Annotated in this window: 21 protein-coding genes, 1 pseudogene and 1 riboswitch; of the genes and pseudogenes, 16 read left to right on the top strand and 6 right to left on the bottom strand. The window is 37.3% G+C overall.

Going from position 1 to position 21741, the window contains the following annotated elements:
- Positions 1-59 precede the first annotated feature (59 nt).
- From BMZ31_RS04950 to ribE (BMZ31_RS04925), 6 genes and pseudogenes are all read left to right on the top strand, one after another.
- A complete protein-coding gene (locus BMZ31_RS04950) occupies positions 60-569 on the top strand; it encodes a potassium channel family protein (protein WP_090830595.1) in 510 nt (169 codons plus the stop codon).
- Between the two features lie 483 nt (positions 570-1052).
- On the top strand, positions 1053-1616 hold the full coding sequence (locus tag BMZ31_RS04945; protein ID WP_090830594.1) for a hypothetical protein: 564 nt from the start codon (positions 1053-1055) through the stop codon (positions 1614-1616).
- Positions 1617-1636: 20 nt separating this feature from the next.
- Positions 1637-3988: an EAL domain-containing protein gene (locus BMZ31_RS04940; RefSeq protein WP_090830593.1), complete on the top strand. Its 2352-nt coding sequence runs from the start codon at positions 1637-1639 to the stop codon at positions 3986-3988.
- Positions 3989-4019: 31 nt separating this feature from the next.
- A riboswitch (FMN riboswitch) is annotated at positions 4020-4168 on the top strand.
- Between the two features lie 133 nt (positions 4169-4301).
- A complete protein-coding gene (gene ribE, locus BMZ31_RS04935; protein WP_090830592.1) occupies positions 4302-4952 on the top strand; it encodes a riboflavin synthase in 651 nt (216 codons plus the stop codon).
- Between the two features lie 12 nt (positions 4953-4964).
- Positions 4965-5588 (top strand): annotated as a pseudogene (gene ribB / locus BMZ31_RS04930) (3,4-dihydroxy-2-butanone-4-phosphate synthase); the annotation flags it as partial.
- 64 nt (positions 5589-5652) lie between these two features.
- Positions 5653-6120 carry a 6,7-dimethyl-8-ribityllumazine synthase gene (gene ribE / locus BMZ31_RS04925; protein ID WP_090830590.1) on the top strand — a complete coding sequence of 156 codons (468 nt, stop codon included), beginning with the start codon at positions 5653-5655 and terminating at the stop codon, positions 6118-6120.
- A gap of 154 nt (positions 6121-6274) precedes the next feature.
- On the opposite strand, the gene BMZ31_RS04920 is transcribed toward ribE (BMZ31_RS04925), so the two are convergent.
- Both BMZ31_RS04920 and BMZ31_RS04915 read right to left on the bottom strand, forming a co-directional pair.
- A complete protein-coding gene (locus tag BMZ31_RS04920) occupies positions 6275-7105 on the bottom strand; it encodes an aldo/keto reductase (protein ID WP_090830589.1) in 831 nt (276 codons plus the stop codon).
- A 122-nt stretch (positions 7106-7227) separates the two neighbouring features.
- Positions 7228-7836 (bottom strand): nitroreductase family protein, encoded by a 609-nt coding sequence (locus BMZ31_RS04915; protein WP_090830588.1) that lies wholly within the window; start codon positions 7834-7836, stop codon positions 7228-7230.
- Positions 7837-7957: 121 nt separating this feature from the next.
- On the opposite strand from BMZ31_RS04915, the gene BMZ31_RS04910 reads away from it, so the two are divergent.
- The gene (locus BMZ31_RS04910; RefSeq protein ID WP_090830587.1) at positions 7958-8266 is read left to right on the top strand and encodes a winged helix-turn-helix transcriptional regulator; all 309 of its coding nucleotides are present in this window, start codon (positions 7958-7960) and stop codon (positions 8264-8266) included.
- 54 nt (positions 8267-8320) lie between these two features.
- Here the strand turns inward: BMZ31_RS04910 and BMZ31_RS04905 are convergent, their stop codons facing one another.
- Positions 8321-8806 (bottom strand): hypothetical protein, encoded by a 486-nt coding sequence (locus tag BMZ31_RS04905; protein WP_090830586.1) that lies wholly within the window; start codon positions 8804-8806, stop codon positions 8321-8323.
- A 221-nt stretch (positions 8807-9027) separates the two neighbouring features.
- A complete protein-coding gene (locus BMZ31_RS04900) occupies positions 9028-9423 on the bottom strand; it encodes a sporulation protein (protein WP_090830585.1) in 396 nt (131 codons plus the stop codon).
- A 206-nt stretch (positions 9424-9629) separates the two neighbouring features.
- On the opposite strand from BMZ31_RS04900, the gene BMZ31_RS04895 reads away from it, so the two are divergent.
- The 5 genes from BMZ31_RS04895 to BMZ31_RS04875 all read left to right on the top strand — a co-directional run bounded on the left by BMZ31_RS04895 (position 9630) and on the right by BMZ31_RS04875 (position 15980).
- Positions 9630-10151, top strand: a complete 522-nt coding sequence (locus BMZ31_RS04895) for a DUF2179 domain-containing protein (RefSeq protein WP_090830584.1) — start codon at positions 9630-9632, stop codon at positions 10149-10151.
- A gap of 376 nt (positions 10152-10527) precedes the next feature.
- Entirely contained in the window at positions 10528-11676 is a 1149-nt protein-coding gene (locus BMZ31_RS04890; RefSeq protein ID WP_090830583.1) for an ABC transporter ATP-binding protein, read from the top strand.
- Positions 11669-13225 (top strand): glycine betaine ABC transporter substrate-binding protein, encoded by a 1557-nt coding sequence (locus tag BMZ31_RS20885; protein WP_090830582.1) that lies wholly within the window; start codon positions 11669-11671, stop codon positions 13223-13225. Before BMZ31_RS04890 ends, BMZ31_RS20885 begins: the two co-directional genes overlap by 8 nt.
- Before the next feature lie 186 nt (positions 13226-13411).
- Entirely contained in the window at positions 13412-15466 is a 2055-nt protein-coding gene (locus tag BMZ31_RS04880) for a methyl-accepting chemotaxis protein (protein ID WP_090830581.1), read from the top strand.
- Positions 15467-15662: 196 nt separating this feature from the next.
- Positions 15663-15980 carry a hypothetical protein gene (locus BMZ31_RS04875; RefSeq protein ID WP_090830580.1) on the top strand — a complete coding sequence of 106 codons (318 nt, stop codon included), beginning with the start codon at positions 15663-15665 and terminating at the stop codon, positions 15978-15980.
- Positions 15981-16028: 48 nt separating this feature from the next.
- On the opposite strand, the gene BMZ31_RS04870 is transcribed toward BMZ31_RS04875, so the two are convergent.
- Positions 16029-18191 (bottom strand): MMPL family transporter, encoded by a 2163-nt coding sequence (locus BMZ31_RS04870; protein ID WP_090830579.1) that lies wholly within the window; start codon positions 18189-18191, stop codon positions 16029-16031.
- A 217-nt stretch (positions 18192-18408) separates the two neighbouring features.
- On the opposite strand from BMZ31_RS04870, the gene BMZ31_RS04865 reads away from it, so the two are divergent.
- The 4 genes from BMZ31_RS04865 to BMZ31_RS04850 all read left to right on the top strand — a co-directional run bounded on the left by BMZ31_RS04865 (position 18409) and on the right by BMZ31_RS04850 (position 20843).
- On the top strand, positions 18409-19365 hold the full coding sequence (locus BMZ31_RS04865) for a sugar-binding transcriptional regulator (RefSeq protein WP_175478003.1): 957 nt from the start codon (positions 18409-18411) through the stop codon (positions 19363-19365).
- Positions 19366-19546: 181 nt separating this feature from the next.
- Positions 19547-20221 carry a deoxyribose-phosphate aldolase gene (gene deoC / locus BMZ31_RS04860; protein ID WP_090830577.1) on the top strand — a complete coding sequence of 225 codons (675 nt, stop codon included), beginning with the start codon at positions 19547-19549 and terminating at the stop codon, positions 20219-20221.
- Between the two features lie 26 nt (positions 20222-20247).
- Positions 20248-20418: a XapX domain-containing protein gene (locus BMZ31_RS04855; RefSeq protein WP_090830576.1), complete on the top strand. Its 171-nt coding sequence runs from the start codon at positions 20248-20250 to the stop codon at positions 20416-20418.
- A gap of 26 nt (positions 20419-20444) precedes the next feature.
- Positions 20445-20843: a cytidine deaminase gene (locus tag BMZ31_RS04850; RefSeq protein ID WP_090830575.1), complete on the top strand. Its 399-nt coding sequence runs from the start codon at positions 20445-20447 to the stop codon at positions 20841-20843.
- 257 nt (positions 20844-21100) lie between these two features.
- Here the strand turns inward: BMZ31_RS04850 and BMZ31_RS04845 are convergent, their stop codons facing one another.
- The gene (locus BMZ31_RS04845; RefSeq protein WP_090830574.1) at positions 21101-21733 is read right to left on the bottom strand and encodes a DNA-3-methyladenine glycosylase; all 633 of its coding nucleotides are present in this window, start codon (positions 21731-21733) and stop codon (positions 21101-21103) included.
- Positions 21734-21741 lie beyond the last annotated feature (8 nt).

Raw genomic sequence — 21741 nt, 5'->3', positions numbered from 1 at the left:
CCCGCTTGCGTTTCCGTTAACGGGCTTTTGATGGTTTAATGTGATAGGAGGAAGGATAGGTGCGGACATCTCGTTATACCAAAAAGCTTATATTGTATGTATTTTTGAATCTATTCTTGTCTTCATTATTATTCTTCGATAAATATTTGAATAAAATGAATGGAGGTTTGAATTATATTGTCTTAGCATTCCTTATTCTAATTTTGGTGTTTTGCAGTGTTCTGTTTGGGATTTTTATCAAAAGAGTAATCAGGTCGAAGGAATCATTAACCAGGATTATTAGTGGGACTGCTTTATTAATCGGACTTATCATTCTTTCATATGCAAATATTTATCAGCAAATCCATCGCATTTATGGTAAGAAGGCTTTCTCTGGTGAAACCTTATCCAGTAACGACTTTTTATATTACAGCATCACTACATTCACCACCACTGGATACGGAGATATTACATCAGTTGGCCTTATCTCAAATATCGCTGCAGCCTCACAAATGTTATTCGGATGTATTATGAACACCATCTTGATTGCCATCTTGACGTCTATTATTTTGTCGAGACTGAAGGAATAACTTCATATAAATTGGCTTTGTTAAAGTACAATGTTGATATTCTACACTTTGTTGATTGGAGCGGAGGGCGCATGACTCCTCGAAATTCCTCAATGATGCTACCGCATCATTTCGTGCGATGTAAATTCAAGGATGCTTTCCTTGTGCTATCGTATTTTCTTCGTGCGTGGGCTTTTTCGAGGAAGATCATCAATGTCATGGGGGATTAGCGTTTAAGAAGAGACCCTCGGCAGGAGCGAAAGCGACGAGGAGGCTCGACGAACTCCCCCCAAGACGAATTTGTCCTTGAAAAAGCCAGCATAAGGGCTTTTTCATAATTTGTACCGGAGAGCACGCGACTGGAGCGGAAATCAACAGGCAAGTTTAACAGAGCCTATAAATATATAAGATTATCATATAAAACCATTGCTTTTCCCTATGCAGATAAAATAGACTGAATCTATGACAAAATTCTACAATATTTAGTGCTTAGGGGGGAGATACATGTATAAAAAAGTAGAGACCACCGAAGATTTGAATATATTTGATAATATCTGGATGAGTTGTTGGGTTGAAAAGGGATTCGAAATGGAGTTTTCCCATGGAGAAATTGATCGGTATATTATCAAAAATGATGAAGCGCAAAATATTGGAACAGTTGAGTTAAAAGATTACTCATTGGATGAGAATAATTACATGAATTTAATTTATCCATTTCATAAAAACAATGTGATATCCACTAGTACAAAAAGGATGGTTGAAATTGATAAAGTAGCCATTCTAAAAGAACATAGAGGTAAAAACCTGGACAGGCTTTTATCTGTAATTGTTTTTCATTGCAAAAACAATGAGATAAGTTATTGTATAGTTCTTCTCGAACGACTATTCTATAAAGCTCTGAAGAACGTTTATAAAGTTCCCCTGTATGTTGATGGAGAGAAATTTTTCTACAAGGGTGATTTGGTTGTGCCGGCCATCATAGATGTAGAGAGAATGTATAGAAATAGTGAAGAGTATAACTGGCTTATTTCTGATGTGCAAAAAGCAGGTCTTGAAGTGAAAATTTAGACAGGTGAGACGGAGAAAATATGTTCATTCGAAGAAATAAAGCGTTTTTGTTTATTGTCATTATGATTTTCTTCTATTTAATATGGAATATTGTGTTTAAGAAAGATAAACATCTGATTGATGCAGGGGGATTTGCTTTTCAAACCATTGCACCATTGATTTCTACAGGTTTGCTTATATCAGCCTATAGGAAGACGAAGAAAAAATGGAAAAGATTTTGGTTGTTTTTAGGTATGGGTAGTTTTAGCTATTTTATTGGAATGATGCTTTGGTCTTATTATGAATTATTCCTAAAAGTTGGTGCTGAAACCACTATTTTACCTGAAATGTTTTGGATCGGTCAGAACTTGTTCTATTTATTTGCATTACTGATTGTAATGTATGAAGCCAAAAATAGATTGATTACCTTCAGACTCTTTCTTGATATTTTAATTGTCATGTCGGTTGCGGCGACATTCTATTGGAAATTTATTATTGATCCTCTACTTGATAGGAACTCAGGTTTATATCAATTGGTAGGGGAGCTTATCTATCCTATTCTTGATTTAGGTGTTTTATTTGGGGTAATAAGCTTTCTTATCGCTTCAAACAGAATGTTTACAAAAAAATCATCTCTGTTAATTGTATCGGGATTGCTTATCCAAATTATTGCAGATACCATCTTTTCGTACTTGAAAGTTAAAGATACTTACGAGGTCGGTAGCATTAATGAACCCTTATGGATTTTCTCTCTGCTATTGATTGGACTAGCGGGAAACTATCATGAAAAGACTATTCATAAATCGTTGCCAAGTAACTTTAACAGAATTATCAAGGGGAAAATCCTCAAGCATACTCTTCCATATACAAGTGTAATATTTCTATTTACATATGTGGTATTCAAGTTTTACGAAATTGATACGATTGTTTTCGGATTGTTTATTAGTATCCTATTAGTCATACTGAGGCAAATTATTACACTATTAGAAAATGACCGTTTGGTTGATAGTCTGCATGGTTTAAACGAGGAACTTGAATCGAAAGTAAAAAACAGGACGGAGCAACTTGAAGAGACATTAACAACTATGGAATATTTGGCCTACCATGATGTCGTAACTACGTTGCCCAATCGTAGATTGCTTGAAATCAAATTATCGGAAGCTTTGGAAAGAGCATCTAATAAAAAGAGCCAAATTGCCGTCATGCTGCTTGATTTGGATAGATTTAAGCAAATTAATGACAGTTTAGGTCATTCATATGGAGATTTGTTGTTAATTGAAATCGGACAGCGTCTTAAAAGCATATTAGATGAGGGAGTCATCATTTGTAGAATTGGGGGAGATGAGTTTTCAATCCTAGTTGAGTTTACTGAAATTTCAACAGTAGAAGAAAATGCTAAGAGGATCATATTTGAATTAGGGAAGCCATTTTTTATAAAAGAAGCTGAACTTCACATAACAACTAGTATTGGCATCGCGATTTTCCCAGAACATGGATCCGATTTCAGTGAACTATTAATGCAAGCTGATATGGCAATGTACCGTGTAAAAGAACAGGGAAAAAATAATTATGAATTTTATCATTCATCCATGAATATGCAATCTAGAGTCGAGATGGAGAACGCTTTACGGAAAGCTATTCAAAATGAGGAATTTATTCTTTATTATCAGCCGCAGCTTTCATTAAGCACTGGAGAAATTATTGGAGCGGAAGCCTTAATTAGATGGAACAGACCTGATCACGGTATGGTTACACCTGAAAAGTTTATCCCTATCGCTGAAGAATCTGGCATTATTACGACCATAGGAGAATGGGTAATAAGAAAAGCATGTGAACAAATTGTCCTATTGAAAAGAGCTGGATTCAAACCATTGCGTATAGCGGCAAATATTTCATCCATTCAGTTCCAGCAAATCGATTTTGTTGAAGTCGTTTGCAGAATCATTAAGGAAACTGGCGCAGATCCTGAGCTTCTTGAATTAGAAATTACAGAGAGTATTGCGGTTAAGGATATTGAAGATACCATTGCTAAACTTAGTGCATTAAAGAAAACGGGTATTCAAATTTCCATTGATGATTTTGGCATGGGTTATTCTTCTTTGCACTATTTAAGCCAATTTCAAATTGATCGTTTGAAAATTGACCGTAATTTTATCCTGAATATCGATGAAAGTGAAAAGGATGTAGCGATTGTTAAGCTGATTACGATGATGGCTAAAGGTTTGAATCTTAAAGTGCTGGCAGAAGGTGTTGAAATGAAAAGTCACTTAAATTTCCTCAAAGAAATAGAATGCGATGAGTTTCAAGGATTTTTATTTAGCCCACCTGTTCCGATAGAGGATTTCATGGAGTTATTGTCACATGAGAAGTCGAATGTTTTCCTTTTGATATAGATATTAGTATAATAACATTGTAACAACTGAATATTTCCTTCGGGGTCGGGTGAAATTCCCAACCGGCGGTGATGAAACAATAGTGTTTCTAAGTCCGTGACCCGGTTAACTTTATCGTTAAGCGGTGGATCTGGTGAAATTCCAGAGCCGACAGTACAGTCTGGATGGGAGAAGGAATATAAAGGTTAGGACAATGGAAGAAAAACACCATTTTTGACCTTTATTTCGTGCTGCCTAATTTTGGACCTGAAGAAATCATTTCTTCAGGTCCTTTTTTTATGGTTCATTAACACAGTGAGGCGGTGAAAATAATTTGTTTACAGGGATTGTAGAAGAGATTGGCGAGGTCACAGAAATTAAACTGTCGAGAAATAGTTTTAACTTAAGAATTGCTGCAAGGAAAATACTCGGTGATGTAAAGCTTGGTGATAGCATTGCTATAAATGGTGTATGCCTGACAGTCACTTCTTTTTCTCATTACGAATTCACAGTGGATGTTATGCCTGAAACGATTAAGGTAACAAGTCTCAATAGAATTACAAGAGGTTCTAAAGTGAACTTGGAAAGAGCTATGGCTGCGGATGGCAGATTTGGAGGCCATTTTGTTTCTGGACATATTGATGGAGTTGGAATGATTAAGAACAAAAAACGTCTAGCAAATGCTGTGTATTATGAAATAGAAGCTGATGAAGAGTTACTTCATTACATAATCTTGAAAGGTTCTGTAGCAGTCGATGGTACAAGCTTGACTGTGTTTGATGTAACAGATCAAAGTTTTACAGTTTCCTTAATACCTCACACCGTTCAAGAGACAATTATTGGTCAAAAAGAAATGGGGGATTTTGTAAATGTTGAATGTAATATGCTTGGCAAATATGTAGGACATTTCATGTCGAATAAAACAAGCATAAAGAAAGAAAAATCCATTTCTGCTCAATTTTTAGAAGACAATGGATTTTTATAGGAGGGGTATGACATGTTTGATCCTATTGAAGAAGCAATCGCTGAGCTAAGGAATGGAAATGTCATCATTGTATGCGACGATGAGGATAGGGAAAATGAAGGGGATTTCATTGCACTTGCTGAAAAAACTACCCCAGCTGTCATTAATTTTATGGCCACACACGGTCGAGGCTTAATTTGTGTTCCCATTGAAGAAGACCTTGCTGAGAGGCTTAAATTGGATAAAATGGTTGAACAAAATACGGATCCACATGGGACAGCCTTTACAGTGAGCATTGATCATAAATTCTCAACCACAGGGATTTCTGCGTTCGAGCGATCTGCAACCGTTTTGAGTATGGTAGATCCAGCTTCTAATGCAGTTGATTTTAAAAGACCAGGTCATATTTTTCCGTTAATTGCTAAAGAGGGCGGAGTTTTAAGACGAGCTGGGCATACAGAAGCGGCAGTTGATCTTGCAAAATTATGCGATGCAAAGCCTGCAGGTGTAATTTGTGAAATTATGAATGAAGATGGTACAATGGCGCGTGTTCCAGAGTTGCGTAAAGTTGCTAATGAGTTTGGGTTAAAGATGATAACGATTAAAGATTTGATGGAATATCGAATAAGAATAGAGGGTCTTATTAATAGCGAAGTGTAAGAACTTGGTGCTTTAATTTTCTCACTAATTTAACATTAAAAGAAAAATTGGAGGATTGGACATGGGCAATATCTTTGAAGGTAATTTAGTTGGTACAGGATTAAGAATAGGAATCGTTGTGGGAAGATTCAACGAATTTATCACAAGTAAATTGTTAAGCGGGGCATTGGATGCGTTGAAACGTCATGGTGTAAGTGAAGATTTAGTAGATGTTGCATGGGTGCCTGGCGCTTTTGAAATTTCATTAATTGCTCAAAAAATGGCGAAAAGCAATAAATACGATGCAGTAATTACGCTTGGCACCGTTATTCGCGGTTCCACTCCACATTTCGATTACGTTTGTAATGAAGCTGCAAAAGGCGTATCCACTACTGCGCTTCAAACTGGTGTACCTGTCATTTTCGGTGTTTTGACTACTGATACTATTGAACAAGCTATTGAAAGAGCTGGTACCAAGGCTGGAAATAAAGGCTGGGAGGCTGCAGCATCAGCAATTGAAATGGCGAACCTTTGCCGTGTAATCGAATAAGGTTCTTTTCTTGAACTTTTTTGTTATTGGAACAAGAAAAAACCGGCAGTAGGGCTTTTTCTGTACTTATGCCACTAGGAAATTAGAGTTTAGAATTTCATAATGAAAGAAAATCTCCCGCATTTGCGGGAGATTTCATTTTCTAAATATATTATTAAAAATCAAAGTTATCAGGATCTGGACCGACTCTTTCGTTCTTATTCAGGCTATTGATCTTGTCCATATCTTCCGTTGATAACTCAAAATCAAAGATACTTGCATTCTCGATAATACGTTTTTCATTCGTAGATTTTGGAATAGTCACAACCCCGTTTTGTAGGTCCCAACGTAGAATGACTTGGGCTGGTGATTTACCATACTTGTTGGCAATTTCAACAATAACCGGTTCAGTGATTAACTCACCTTGTTTCAGTGGAGACCATGCTTCAAGCTGAATGCCTTCTTTTTTACAAAAAGCATGCAGTTCAGTCTGCGTAAGATGCGGGTGATATTCAACCTGATTGACCATAGGTTTGATTTCAGCCACGCTAAGTAGGTCTTCAAGATGATGGATATGGAAGTTGCTTACGCCAATTGCACGAACACGTCCATCCTTATAAAGCTTTTCTAAAGCCTTCCATGTATCGTTGTATTTGCCTGCCACTGGCCAGTGCACTAAATAAAGATCCAGATATTCAAGTCCAAGCTTTTCCATACTCGTTTCAAATGCTTGAAGCGTGGTTTCATACCCTTGATCGGCATTCCATACTTTTGTTGTGATGAACAATTCTTCACGTGGGACGCCAGAGTCCTTAATGGCTTGTCCAACACCCTCTTCATTTTGGTAAATAGCAGCCGTATCAATACTTATATATCCGTTCTTGATTGCCGCTTTAACAGAATCAACTACTTCTGATCCTTCTTTTACTTTGAATACACCTAAACCAAACCAAGGCATTTCTACTCCGTTATGTAATTTAGTTGTAGCTTTTAAGCTATTAGTCATAATGGTTATCCTCCTCTTTTCATGTGTTTAGGGACTACTATATTCTCTCATAAAATCTTCTAAAAGATGAATATTTTGCTTAAATTCGCCGGTTCTCTTTTTTGAAAACCGGCGATTGTTTTTTAAATCCAAGTTGTCATGTCTTCGATATTCAAACGGCCAGATGGTCTGCCTGGCTTGGCTGCTTTGCCAAGTGGTAGAAGCATGATTGGGACATAGCGATCACTAACCTTAAAAGTATCAACAAATGCTTGAGAGTTGAATCCTCCTATTGGACATGTGTCCCATCCCTTTGCTTGTGCAACAAGCATCAACTGCATAGCTGCAAGAGATGCATTTCCATATGCTGCTAATTTAGCGTATTCAGGATTTTTATATGCACCTTCAATTTGTCCATGAAGTGCATTTTTGATTTCCTCGCTTAAAGCACCTGCTTCTACGGCTGGACCGAAAACGGGTTCAAAGTTCTTGTTTGCTTCTAAATCTCCGAGAATGACGATGACAGCAGAAGCGTCGACAACCTGTGACTGATTATATGCGATAGGCAATAATGTTTCTTTGGCTTGTTGATCATGTATGACCATAAAGTGCCAGTGCTGCAAATTCCATGCAGACGGTGCTTTTCCAGCTAATTCTAAGATTTCCATTAGCTCGTCCTTTTCTATCTTTTGACTTGCGTCAAATACTTTCACTGCTCTACGTTCTTCTATCACTTGAAATAAGTTTTTCATAACTTAACCCTCCTGTTGATGGTAAAAATAAATCAACTTACTTTTTGTAAGTTGTGACTTAGTGTATAATAAAGAAAAATGTATTAGAGGTCAAGGAATAATATTTAAAGGAGATTTAGAAATGGCATCTTCTTGTTTATGCCCTAAATTTGAAAAAGCATTCCAACTCTTAGGGAAACGTTGGACCGGTGTAATGATCCATGTGCTTTCTGAAGGACATACTCGCTTTAATGAAATAGGCGAGCAAATCCCTAATATAAGTCAAAAAATGTTGGCGGATCGATTGAAGGATTTAGAACAACAAGGAATTGTCGAGAGAGTGGTATTTCCTGAAACTCCCGTCAGAATTGAATATCATTTGACGGAAAAAGGGGAAGAATTGTATCCGGTAATGGCAGAATTGCAAAAATGGGCTGAAAAATGGGTATAGCAATATAAAAAAGAAAATGACTGTACCTCATTGTGGTACAGTCATTTTTTAGGCTTAACGAAGCTCTAAAGTCAGAAGAGCTGCAAGTTCATTCAAATCCTTTAAAACCATCGTTTTTGAATCCTCGATTAGAATTTGAGCGCTCCATTCCCTTGATTCATTGATGGCTGAAAAGGCTTCTTTTTGTTTTTCTAAAAGTAGAAATGCTCTTGCACGTGCTTCAAATGCATAGGCTGTGTAAAAGGGTTCGATTTTTGCTGTCTTGCTTATGTGTATACATTGATCAGCGTTATATAGAGAACGCTCTCCGAGACCTGCTGATGCATACACTCTTGATAATTGCCAATATCCGATGGATAAATTTTGGGCGGTATGAGTTTCAACTTGAGTCCAATGCCAAAATGAGACATGTGCGAGGTTTATCATTTGTTCATTTTCTTCCAGTGTACGGTTATCCTTATCAAGAAAATCCCAAGTCCGATTAAAGCATTGAACAGCTAATTCTTTATGGGTATAACTATTTGTAGTTGGTGAATTCATGAAAGAAACCTCATTTCATTTTTTTCTTCTCATATAGATATTCCTTTTTAAATGTGAATTTCCTTTTTTTAATGGGCCATAATATTTTATAGAAGAAGACGCTGTTAAATAATGCTATATATGGATGACGGATTCCCCACTAAGTCAAAATTAGACATTAACACCAAGAAGAAAAAAAGCAACCATAGATGGCTGCTTTTTGGATTAAATAAAATGTTAAATTACCTTGCTGCTAAAACTTTAATGCCATCTAAATCTACTTTTTTAATTCCTTCATGAAAAATCAAGTTTGTTTTGAATTTATAAGATAATTGACTTTCAGATTGTGGTAATGATTCAGGCAGATGAAATTTGAAAGGTATTTTGTTTACTTCTTCACACTGTATCTTTTTAGAAGTTAAAATAGTCGAAGTTTCAATGATTGATTCAAGATCATCTTTCGTATTTACAGATATAAGGTCACACTCAATTCTTTTCAATTTTTGCTCGGATGTTCCTCCATTAATTAAGAAGTGTCCAGTCACACATTCCCCTGGTACATATTCTTCTTTTTCTAAAACAAGATCAATTTTGGCAGAGCCAATACCTAATAAGGACATGCATTTTTTTAAGATCAATTAAAAGATCCCCCTTCAGAAATAGACGATTCATTTTAACACATTTCTTATAGATGTGAAGTAAAAAAAAAAAATAAAAACAAGGGAAATATCGACAAAAAATTCACTTCCTAAAGCAAGAATTTTTGCGAAAATGTATTTTAAGATTAAAGAACGGGTAAGGTCAAATATGAGCTTTGGATTAGCTGGATAGAAGGAGGATTGCTATGATTGAAGCTTTACTCATTTTCTTGCTTCAAATTATTTATGTACCAGTCTTAACGTTAAGGACGATCCTTTTAGTGAAGAACCAAGCAACTTCTGCTGCGGGTGCGGGCCTAATAGAAGGAATCATTTATATTGTCAGTTTAGGTATCGTTTTTAAAGATCTGTCAAACTGGATGAATATCGCTGCCTATGTTATTGGTTTTAGCGCGGGTTTATTATTAGGTGGTTACATCGAACGAAAACTTGCATTTGGTTATGTAACGTACAATGTTAGCTTGCTTGAGCGGTGCGATGAATTAGTAGAATCATTGAGAAATGCCGGATTTGGAGTAACGGTTTTTATTGGAGAAGGGATCGAATCTCAACGCTTTCGTCTCGATATCGTTTCAAAAAGATCACGTGAAAAAGAATTTTTGAGAATTATTGAAGAAATTGCCCCTAAAGCTTTCTTGGCATCTTACGAAATAAGATCCTTTCGTGGTGGCTACTTAACAAAGGGAATGAAGAAGAATTCAAAATGAGTATAGGCTGTTTTCGCATTGATTGTGCTTTTCGGATGCTACTTTCATCCCGCATTCTTTATGGCTTCGGGGCTCTTTTCGAGAAGTTACTGAACCAAGAATTCATAAAGAATCGAAAAAATCCAGGAGCCGATTTTTACTTTTGCTTGTGAAAACAACAAAGTTTACGAAAAGTGCCTTAGTATAAGACGTTACTTTTGAAGGGTCGCTCAAAAGTTAACGTCTTATTTTTTTTGATCTTTTAAATATTATGTTTTTTATGATGGTAACGCTTACTGAGAAAATTATTTCAAAAAAATGTTTGCTCGCTAACTAAGTTAGGGTAAATAAGTCTTATTGATAAAGAAATTTTAGAACGAAAAGTGAGGCGAAAGACTTGATTACATTTGAAAACGTTGGGAAGAAATATCCGAACGGTTTGGAAGTACTTAAGAACATAGATTTTCATATCAATAAAGGTGAGTTTATTACCTTGATTGGACCAAGTGGATGTGGAAAAACGACGACTATGAAGATGATCAATCGTCTGATAGAACCTACTAAAGGTAGAATCCTTATTGATGGTGAAGATATTTCAAAAAAGAATCCCGTATCTTTAAGAAGAAACATTGGGTATGTGATTCAACAGATTGGCTTACTTCCACATATGACCATAGGAGAAAATATCTCTATCGTTCCTCGTCTTAAAGGTTGGGAAGCAGATAGATACGAAAAGAAAGTAGATGAACTTTTAGAGCTTGTTGGTTTAGATCCGAAGACATTTAAGAATCGTTACCCAGCGGAATTGAGCGGTGGGCAGCAGCAACGTGTCGGGGTTATTCGAGCTTTGGCAGCTGAACCTCCTATCATTTTGATGGATGAGCCATTCAGTGCGTTAGATCCCATTAGCCGTGAACAACTCCAGGATGAACTTACGAAGTTACAAGAATCAATAAAGAAGACGATCGTTTTCGTTACACATGATATGGATGAAGCTCTTAAAATTGCCGACAGGATTGCGATTATGAAGGATGGCGAAATTGTTCAATTCGATACCCCTGAAAGAATCCTGCGCCATCCTGTAAATGATTTTGTAAAAGGATTTATTGGTGAGCAGCGCTTAGAGAACGGGTTGCAAACAACTCCAGTTGCTGAAGATCTTATGATCCATAGATTGGTGACTGCCAGACCGAATCGGGGTCTTGCTGAAGCACTGAAAATGATGAAAACATATAAGGTTGATAGTTTGCTAGTCACAGATCAAGAAAATCGCTTGCTTGGAATTGCAACAGCTGAAGCGATTAGACGAAATTATACAGATGAATCGAAAGTATTGAAGGATATCATTTATATGAACTTAACAACAGTGGAAAAAGATACACCATATACAGATGTAGCAGAAATCTTCGCGAAAGAGGGGGCTCCCTCTATTCCGGTTTTAGATAATGGGAAACTAGCAGGTCTTATTACAAAGGCTACCATGATGAGAGGTTTAGCAGGGATTAATACAGAGCCTCATCACGAAGGGGGTTCAGTCAATGTCTAATTTCTTCCATACATTAACACAAACCTTTTATGAAAGATGGCCAGACATTCTGATTGGATTAAAGGAGCACTTATTCCTTTCACTTGTGTCCATCTTAATTGCTACCTTGATTGCCGTTCCTTTAGGTATTTTTATTTCAAGAAGAAAGAGAATTGCTGAGCCAGTTATCGGAGTGACAGCTATCTTTCAAACAGTACCTAGTTTAGCGTTATTCGGTTTCCTGTTACCGCTCTTTGGAATTGGTAATACCACAGCCATTATTGCTCTTACTATTTATGCCTTGCTTCCCATTTTGAGAAATACGTACATTGGTATTACGGGTGTCGAACATTCAGTCGTTGAGGCTGGTAGAGGTATGGGTATGACGAAGAATCAAATACTTCGTATGATCGAACTTCCTCTAGCACTTCCCATTATCATGGGGGGATTAAGGACGGCTACCGTTCTCACAATTGGTGTAGCAACTCTTGCAGCCTTCATTGGTGCTGGAGGATTAGGCGATTTGATCTATAGGGGTCTTTCAACAACAAGAAATGAACTTGTCCTTGCAGGTGCCATTCCAGCCGCCCTTTTGGCAATTGTATGTGATGGGTTACTAAAGAGAGTGGAGATTGCTTCTGATCCAAGATCAGGAAAGAAATTTTCTCTTAAGAAACTAGCTCTTTTCGCAGGAATTCCATTACTAGCACTTATCCTATTCTTTGGGATGAAAGAAGATACGGATGAAAATACAGTAGTCATTGCTGGTAAGAAATGGACAGAGCAATATATTCTTCCGCACATACTAGCAGTCTATATTGAGGACAAGACAGATTACAAAGTAAAAATCGAAGAAGGATTAGGTGAGACGCCTGTATTAACTAAGGCTATACAAAAAGGTGACATAGATATGTTTGTCGAGTACACAGGAACAGGTCTATTAACCGTACTTAAAGAAGAGTATGATCCTGAAATGGATGCGGATCAAATATATGAAAAAGTCAAAAAAGGCTACGATGAAGAGTATGATTTAGAATGGATGAAACCATTAGGATTTGAGAATACATTTACACTTGCATTAAATCCAGAGACATACAAGAATCTTGGGGTAAAGACGATTTCAGATTTATCACCACGTTCGTCTGAATTGCTATTCGGTGGACCTACCGAGTATTACGAACGCGAGGATGGATACACTCCTCTTGTTGAGACGTATGATTTAAGCTTTAAAGAAAAAGAAAGTCTGGATCCTAATCTGATGTATACAGCAGTAAAGGAAGGGGATGTAGACGTCATTCCTGCCTTCACTACTGATGGGCGAATCGCTCGTTTCAATTTGGGTGTTCTTGAAGATGACAAAAAGTTCTTCCCGCCATATTATGCAGCACCAGTCATCAGAAAAGAAACGCTCAAGGATTTTCCGGAATTGAAGAAAGTATTAAATCAACTTGAAGGAAAAATTTCGGAGAAAGAAATGGCCGAAATGAATGCACGCGTCGATTTGGATAAAGAAGATCCGAAAAAAGTAGCAACTGATTTCTTAAAAATGAAAGGTCTAATAAAGAAATAAAAAGATATACAGAAAGCTAACAAAAGAGCCATCAGCGAAGATGGCTCTTTTGTTGTGGATAAAATTGGATTGGCTACTATAGTACTTTTTTCACTGTTGGAAGCTTAAAAACATCCGATACCAATAAGGGTAACAGGTGTCGCAATTTGTCGAATTGAAATATTAAACAATAAAGGAGAAAATTGAATGTTGAAATTTAAAACGGTAAAGGGAAGGACATTTTTCTTCATACTACCTCTATTACTATTAACTTTAGTCTCTATCATCTTATTTTCATACTTCTATTCTAAATCTCTTATCTATAAAGAATTGAATCAAAAGATGGAGCAACAGTTAAATAGTGTCACAAACAGTCTGGAATCAAATTTGAAGTCTCATATGAAAGTGACTGAGTCTTTAGCTAGAACCGTTGAATCAAATAATGCATCTTCATTCACATTGCCTGAATTACAGAATCTCCTAAAGAATAATCTGCGTACAAATAAAGATACATTTGGGTTAGGGATCTTCTTTGCACCAAATAAATACAAAGAAAGTGTACAGTACTTTTCGACGTACTCCTATAACGAAGACGGGAATGCAGTGACCACAGAAGAGTACAGTGCCCCCTCTTTTGACTATCCTTCACAGGAATGGTATAAGGTTGGAGAAAATACAAGCAAGGCGGCAATATTTACTGATCCTTATTTAGACACAAACCTTAATATATTAATGGCAACAGCCACGGCACCATTTTATGAAGGAGACAATCAAATGCAAGGTGTTGTCACTGGTGATATTGATTTGAATACACTTCAGGAATATGTTGGGAATTTAAAAGTTGGTTCAACAGGATGGGCACTTTTAATGGATAGCAAAGGAAACTACCTTGCTACTCCGGATAAGAGTAAAGTGATGAAAACCCAAATCCAAAAGGATGATAACCAATCCCTTGCTAACATAGGCTCTAAACTTTTAAAAGGAAAGTCCGGAAATGATAGTTATGAAGATTCGAATGGAAAGAACCATATTTATTATAAGAAAATGCCTCTTAATAATTGGGTTATCGCTCTTGTCATTCCCGATGAGGAATTATCTGCACCTTTAAAATCGTTGCTGAACACGCTTGCCATCATCAGTATCATTTCTATTGTGTTCATAATCCTTATCATTCTTATATATAGCCGCTATATTACAAGTAATATAAAAAGTGTGAATGACCTTTCCATTGCAATGGCAAGTGGTGATTTTTCAGGAAGTATTGAGGTCAACTCTCACGATGAATTTAAGCAAATGGCAAACAATATGAACATGATGCTCCAAAAACTTCGAATGATGTTCACTCACTTAGCTGATAGTACGAATCAAGTTGCAGCCTCTTCACAACAATTAACGGCAAATGCTAATCAATCAGCTAAGTCTACGGAATCGGTTGTTTCCGCTATGAAGGAAATATCAGCAGGTGCGGAGGACCAAGTGGTATCTGTAGAGGAGAGCACGAGAGCGCTTGAAGAAGTAGCAATTGGGATGCAGCGTATTGCTGAATCGACAGCTACTGTTTCAGAGACATCTGCTGATGTAAGTGAAAGAGCAGGACTTGGAAATGAAGTGGTTCAATCTGCGGTAGAGCAAATGAAATTGATTCATTCAGCAGTTAACGACTCTTCTTCAGCATTAACTCGATTAGTTGGACATTCAGACGAGATTGGAAAGATTATTGAAGTAATTACAGCGATTACTAATCAGACCAACTTGCTTGCCTTGAACGCGGCCATTGAAGCTGCTAGAGCAGGCGAATCTGGAAAAGGTTTCGCGGTTGTGGCTAATGAAGTAAGAAAACTTGCTGAACAATCGAAATCATCTGCAGATCAAATTGCAAGTCTCATATTGGAAATGCAAAAGGAAACAATTCATACTGCTAGCTTGATGAAAAAAGGTGCTGAAGAAGTAGAAAAAGGAAATGTAGTGATCACAAAAGCTGGAGAAATTTTCAAAGATATTGTTGATAATATTGAGTTTGTGAATTCTCAACTTCTAGAAGTCTCAGCGGCAAGTGAAGAAACATCAGCGAGCTCTGAGGAAATTACAGCAACTTCACAGCAGTTGCTCAACATTGCTCGTGAAACATTATCTAGTACTACTCAAGTTGCAACTTCTTCAAATGAACAGCTTGAATCAGTGGAAGATATTTCGTCAGCAGCAGAAGGGTTAAGCAAATTAGCTCAAGAATTACAGGAACTTAGTGCTCAATTCAAGATATAACAGTAAAAAGGGAAGCTCAATTAGAGTTTCCTTATTTACTAGTTTTCTGCTGGCTTAATAGCACGATGAGTTTAGTCGGAATGGACCTGACAAAAAATGGTCAAAAACTTTTGAAGAATTATCAACAGTTTTTCCAATGTAATAACAATCGGCATGCCATTCCCTATAATGAAGGTATCAAATGCGGAGGTGCCTTATGAATATTACGACGATTATTGAACTGAAGAATGATGAAGTCGAAGAAATGGCAGGCGCTAAATTGGTTTTTGCAAAAGAACAAATGGATGACCATATTGTTGAAACTTGTGTGGAATGTTTCAAATACACTAGTGATGGACAGTGCATAGAAACAGAAGTTGCAATGGAAAAAGTATTCAATCACCTGCAGGAAAAGGGGATCATCCCTCTTCATATCAAAGATTTTTCATTTGAGATGCCATCTTGTGAGAAAGTGAAGAAGAATTCAGATATGGAAGACATACCGCAAAATGTCATACTTTCATTCATGTATTAATTTCTTCATTACTGAAATAAGAAAAAAGCCAACCAAAAAGGTTGGCTTTTAATGTGCGTTCATTTTCTTTCTAGGTTTGATACCAAAGAACCACCAATTCCAATCGCCAAGGAGCTTCATTAATGATGGAACAAGAATCATTCGCACAATGGTAGCATCAATGAAAATGGCAATCGCAATTCCTACACCCAATTGTTTAACAGGCATGACACCTGTGAAGGCAAATGCACCTGTGACGACAATCATAATGGCAGCGGCGGAAGTAATAATTTTACTTGTGGAGGTAAGTCCATCAATGGTGGCTTTACTATTATCACCGGTTTCCAAGTAATACTCTTGAATCCTTGATATTAAGAAGACTTCGTAGTCCATCGATAATCCGAAAACAAGACTGAATACGAAGACAGGTAATACAAGCGCAATATTCACCGATTCCATTCCAAAATGACCTTGCTGATAAATCCAAACGACAATTCCAAAAGTTGAGCCGAGACTTAAAATATTCATTAGAATCGCTTTAATCGGAATGAGTAGGGAACGGAAAGCAAGCATGAGAATGATAAAGGTTGAGACAAGAATCAACATCAAACCATGTGGAGCCTTCTTAAAGATTTCATCGAAAATCTCCTGTTCAAACTTGTAGCTTCCTCCAAAGTTCGTCTTGATACCAAGGTCTTTCTTAGACCATTCTCGTACCCATTTTCGTGCTTCAGGAGATTCAATGTCCTCATCGAGATAGACATTTACAAGCATTTTTCCGTCTCTAATAAAATAATCACGTATAGGTTGAGTTTGCTCAGGATTTCCTTGCTTTAAGAACCCCATGAACATTTTTGCGTCATCAATGGAAGTAGCTGTAAAAGCTGAATCTACAGACGTGACGAGAGTATTTTCTTGGATCTTTTTTATGGCATTAAGAATTTTTTCGGCGGAGTTTTCATCCAAACGATCTTCCTTGCTGTCAAAGACAATGCTCACTTTGTTGCGATCGCTTTTCCCTTTTTCCATAAAGTGATCTTGGAAGGTTTCATATGCTACTCTTGAAGGGTATTTCGGCGGCAATGCATCAACACCTGGAATAGCCAAAGACATTTCTCTTACTGGTACAAGACAAACCAATAAGATTGCAAAAGCACTTAGCATCATGACCAATGGTTTCTTCATGACGAACTTTGCAAATTTATTCCAAATACTTTTAGAAGATTCCTTTGCTCTCCAAACGCTTAAGGAGTGGATCTTATCTCCAAGAATAGCCAATAAAGCAGGCAGGAAAGTCAAAGCGGACAAAGCTGAAACGAGTACAACAATCATTCCGCCTAGTGCAACATTTTGGAAAATGTCTATCTGAATAAACAGCAGTCCTGATAAACCGATGAAGACGCATAGACCCGAGAAGATGATTGAACGCCCAGCAGTAGCTACAGTTACTCTAAGAGCTTCTGGTATGCTTTTACTCTTTACCTCTTCTTTATAGCGGTTGATAAACAATAAGGCAAAGTCTATGCTGAGAGCAAGTCCAATCATTGGAACTATATTTAATATGAAAATGGAAAGGTCAGTAGCATAGCTGAAAAAGTATACAACTCCCATTGTTGTCAAAATGGATATGACTCCTATCACAAGCGGAATGCTAGCCGCGATCAAACCGCCGAATGCAAGAATGAGGACAAGGAGAGCAATTGGCAAACCAATCATTTCGGCTTTTGCTAAATCTTCTTGGCTTGCTTCATTCAAATCTTTAACGATTACAGGTTCCCCTGTTAATGTTACTTCTAATCCATCTTGATCACGTAGGTTCTTATCGAGGAACTTGATTTCCTCTGATAAATTACCTGGCTCTTTATCAAAAGTAATCAATCCATATGCCCGATTATCTTTGATCATGCCTTCTCGGTCGAAGGGAGAGATCACATTTTTTACGCTATTAAGATCCTTGGCAGAATCCATTGTAGCTTTCATATATTCTTTCCAATTAGAATCCGTGATTTCTTTTTTTCGTTCGAACATGACAATAATAGTGGCCTTCGGTTGTTCGAATTCTTTTTCGAGAATATGTCGAGTTTCCTTATAGGCTCCGTCATATTCAAATCCGTTCCCACTTAGAACGGAAGGGAGTTTCGTTGCGGTGAATCCAAATCCTGCAATGATAAGAACCCATATAATAAGAGTCAATTTTCTATACTTGTACATAAGATTTCCTAATTGGTTCAATGAAGTGTCTTCCTCCTAGCTGAAAATTTTTACAACTATTTTTATTATCGATATTTTAAAGGGTCTTGTATAGTTTCAAAGCTCGTGAATCCTCCACTCACTTTAAAAAATTCTTCAAATTAAGGTGAGGTAATGGGACGAACAAATAAATCGCAGATGACTTAATCAAATTTTCTGCTACAATTATGCTATTAATTCAACTGAATAGGTGATGTTTTTGGAAAAAGATAAGCTTTTAAAAGTTATTGAAGCGGCGAAGCTATACTATTTACTTGATCATAATCAGAACGAGATTGCGAAGATGCTTGGGGTATCAAGACCCACAGTATCTAGGTTCCTTCAATTAGCCAAAAGTGAGGGGATTGTACAGATTAGTATTAAAGATCCCACTGAGAATATTGAAAGTCTGGCAGCGGAACTAGAAAAGAAATTTAATCTAAAAAAGGCGATCGTGGCATCGATACCACAATATGAAGATAACCTTATTAAAAATTATTTAGGTGAAAAAACGGCAGCTTATTTGCATGAAGTAGTTAAAGATGAAGATATTATTGGAGTGACATGGGGAACAACGCTTTATCATGTTGCAATTGAGTTAAAACAAAAGTTTGTGAAAGATGTAAAGGTTGTGCAGTTAAAGGGTGGAGTAAGTCATGCAGAAACGAACACATATGCATCTGAAATCCTTTACTTATTTGGCAAGGCTTTTAACACCACACCACATCATTTGCCACTTCCGGCCATTGTTGATCATGAAATTGTAAAACGTGCGATGGAAGCAGACCGACATATCGGCAGGATCCTTGATTTAGGAAAACAATCAAATATTGCCCTCTTCACCATTGGACCAGTAAAATCAGAATCTTTACTTTTTCAACTAGGTTATTTTACTGAAGCTGATCTGGAAACATTATTTCCAAAGGCTGTGGGGGATATTTGTTCAAGATTTTTTGACCGGGATGGGAATATTTGTAGTGAAAGTTTAAATGAACGTACATTGGGCATTAACCTCGATGAATTGAAAAAGAAGGAGAAGTCCATTCTAGTAGCAGGGGGACCTAAAAAAATTGATGGCATTTATGGTGCATTGAAGGGTCGTTATGCCAATGTCCTTGTTACTGATCAGTTTACAGCCCAGTTTCTTCTTGATAAAGCGAACTTGGCAAGTAATTAAAAGTAAGAGTGGTTTAACAAGCCTTTTCCGTTGAAATATGACACTTCTGTGAATTGGAAACATATTTATTTTACATTTGTTCACAAAACACATTACAAATGTTCATTTTTTTGTTATATTAATTTTGGAAGTATTTTTATAAGCAATATGACATTTATTTAATAGTGAGGGAGATATATATATGACTCAAAATGTTGCAGGAATGATCGATCATACTCTTTTAAAAGCTACAGCTACAAAGGCTGAAATCGTAACACTTTCTGAAGAAGCAAAAACGCATAAATTTGCCTCTGTATGTGTGAACCCAACTTGGGTAAAGACGGCTGCAGAAGTACTTGCTGATACTCCAGAAGTTAAAGTTTGTACAGTAATCGGTTTTCCATTAGGTGCATCAACTCCAGAAGTAAAAGCATTCGAAACAACTAATGCTATCGAAAATGGTGCTACAGAAGTTGATATGGTTATCAACATCGGTGCCTTAAAAGACAAGAATGATGAACTTGTTGAAAGAGACATTCGCGCAGTTGTTGACGCAGCTCGTGGAAAAGCTTTAACAAAAGTAATCATCGAATCTTGCTTGTTGACTGACGAAGAGAAAGTACGTGCATGTGAGCTTTCAGTTAAGGCTGGCGCAGATTTCGTTAAGACTTCTACTGGGTTCTCGACAGGTGGAGCAACTGTTGAAGATATCGCATTGATGAGAAAGACTGTAGGTCCTGACATCGGTGTTAAAGCTTCTGGTGGCGTAAGAAGCCGTGAAGATGCATTTGCAATGATCGAAGCAGGTGCTACACGTATTGGTGCAAGTTCAGGTATTGCCATCATCAATGGCGAAACTTCTACAAGTTCTTACTAAAATTGAGATAAAGAAGAGGTCCAATTATGAAAGAGATTATTTTAGCTACAGTAGCGGGCATAGCTGTAGGAGTACTGTTTAAGTTTCTTAAACTTCCTTTACCAGCTCCACCCGTATTTTCAGCAGTAATGGGTGTATTTGGTGTTTACTTTGGCGGAGTTATCGCTGAATGGTTAACGAAATTTTTCCAACAATAGGATAACCTGGGCGGAGGGTGAACGAGATGGAAGAGAACACTTTGGTAAAAGAAGCGATTAAGGCGCGGGAATTTGCTTATACTCCTTATTCTAAATTTAAGGTAGGGGCAGCGCTCCTTTCAACGGACGGCCAAGTTTATCATGGGTGTAATATTGAAAATGCTGCATACGGAATGTGTAACTGTGCTGAAAGAACGGCACTTTTCAAAGCCTATTCAGATGGCGTCACGAAATTTCAATCGATGGCTGTCGTTGCAGATACAGATCGTCCTGTACCGCCATGCGGCGCTTGTCGTCAAGTAATCTCTGAGCTTTGTGATCCTGATATGGAAGTCGTTTTGACTAACCTAAAAGGGGACATTGAGAAAATCACCGTTAAAGAACTTCTTCCCGGGGCTTTCTCACCTAAAGATTTGTTAAAATAAGCAAAAAGCTAATCTTCGGATTAGCTTTTTTTGTTGTCTAGGAAATTTTAAAATAAATTAATGTGGATAACTTTCTACGTTTTTCTAATAATCCAGCTCCAGCGCCCAGCCCCTCGGGGTCATAAGCCAAATCACTTCAGAAATCAGGATTTCCTGCGTGATTCGTCTTATGCCTGTCGGGGCTAAACAGGGCGCTTGCGCCTTTTGTTCTTGTTTATATGGTTTTATCCTTGTACAACGATGAGCAAAAGGCTAATCTAATTTGTTTTTGATTTTCTTTCTTTCCTAGATATAAACGGATTTTCCGTAATCCAGAACCTCCATGGATAATCTTTGGCTTCTCCTGAATTATCAATACCAATTCGCTTTCCTGAAGAGATGGATTCTGGCTTATAACCTTTTGCAATCATCAATGGTGGTTCAAAGAAAGCAGAACCATAATCCTTCATTGTGATTCCTAGTGCTTTCGTAAGTTTTCCAGGGCCATTTGTAAGGTTTTGAAGTTCTGTGAGACCCCTTCTTTTTTTCATTAGTTGAATTCCTGTCAGGGGTTCAAGTGCCCTAATCAAAACTGCCTCCGGTGCCCCATTTTCTCCACTAACGACGTTCACTAAACAGTGCGTATGCATGACATAGGTATAAATTCGACCGGGTTCCGCGAACATGACTTCTGTTCTTTTCGTTCTCCGATTTTGATAACTATGTGCAGCTTGATCCATGGGACCTATATAAGCTTCTGTTTCCACGATATAGCCCGCTATAATTCCCTCATCTGTTTGTCTTAAAAGAATGCTCCCGAGTAAGTTCTGTGCTAATTCAAGCGTAGGTTGTATATAAAAAGACTCAGGATAAACACTATAATCATCTATTAATGCTTTGGATTCCGTCATTTTTCTAC

Source organism: Bacillus sp. cl95 (assembly GCF_900115925.1).
Taxonomy (GTDB): domain Bacteria; phylum Bacillota; class Bacilli; order Bacillales; family Cytobacillaceae; genus Neobacillus_A.
This window is presented reverse-complemented; position numbering and strand designations above follow the sequence as displayed.

Bases quoted from the DNA above. Each gene is read 5' to 3' on its own strand.
- BMZ31_RS04915 (WP_090830588.1), bottom strand. From the start codon at position 7,836: ATGAAAAACTTATTTCAAGTGATAGAAGAACGTAGAGCAGTGAAAGTA.
- BMZ31_RS04845 (WP_090830574.1), bottom strand. From the start codon at position 21,733: ATGACGGAATCCAAAGCATTAATAGATGATTATAGTGTTTATCCTGAG.
- ribE (WP_090830590.1), top strand. From the start codon at position 5,653: ATGGGCAATATCTTTGAAGGTAATTTAGTTGGTACAGGATTAAGAATA.
- BMZ31_RS04850 (WP_090830575.1), top strand. From the start codon at position 20,445: ATGGAAGAGAACACTTTGGTAAAAGAAGCGATTAAGGCGCGGGAATTT.
- BMZ31_RS04920 (WP_090830589.1), bottom strand. From the start codon at position 7,105: ATGACTAATAGCTTAAAAGCTACAACTAAATTACATAACGGAGTAGAA.
- BMZ31_RS04875 (WP_090830580.1), top strand. From the start codon at position 15,663: ATGAATATTACGACGATTATTGAACTGAAGAATGATGAAGTCGAAGAA.
- BMZ31_RS04940 (WP_090830593.1), top strand. From the start codon at position 1,637: ATGTTCATTCGAAGAAATAAAGCGTTTTTGTTTATTGTCATTATGATT.
- BMZ31_RS04855 (WP_090830576.1), top strand. From the start codon at position 20,248: ATGAAAGAGATTATTTTAGCTACAGTAGCGGGCATAGCTGTAGGAGTA.
- BMZ31_RS04905 (WP_090830586.1), bottom strand. From the start codon at position 8,806: ATGAATTCACCAACTACAAATAGTTATACCCATAAAGAATTAGCTGTT.
- BMZ31_RS04880 (WP_090830581.1), top strand. From the start codon at position 13,412: ATGTTGAAATTTAAAACGGTAAAGGGAAGGACATTTTTCTTCATACTA.
- BMZ31_RS04945 (WP_090830594.1), top strand. From the start codon at position 1,053: ATGTATAAAAAAGTAGAGACCACCGAAGATTTGAATATATTTGATAAT.
- BMZ31_RS20885 (WP_090830582.1), top strand. From the start codon at position 11,669: ATGTCTAATTTCTTCCATACATTAACACAAACCTTTTATGAAAGATGG.
- BMZ31_RS04895 (WP_090830584.1), top strand. From the start codon at position 9,630: ATGATTGAAGCTTTACTCATTTTCTTGCTTCAAATTATTTATGTACCA.
- deoC (WP_090830577.1), top strand. From the start codon at position 19,547: ATGACTCAAAATGTTGCAGGAATGATCGATCATACTCTTTTAAAAGCT.
- BMZ31_RS04910 (WP_090830587.1), top strand. From the start codon at position 7,958: ATGGCATCTTCTTGTTTATGCCCTAAATTTGAAAAAGCATTCCAACTC.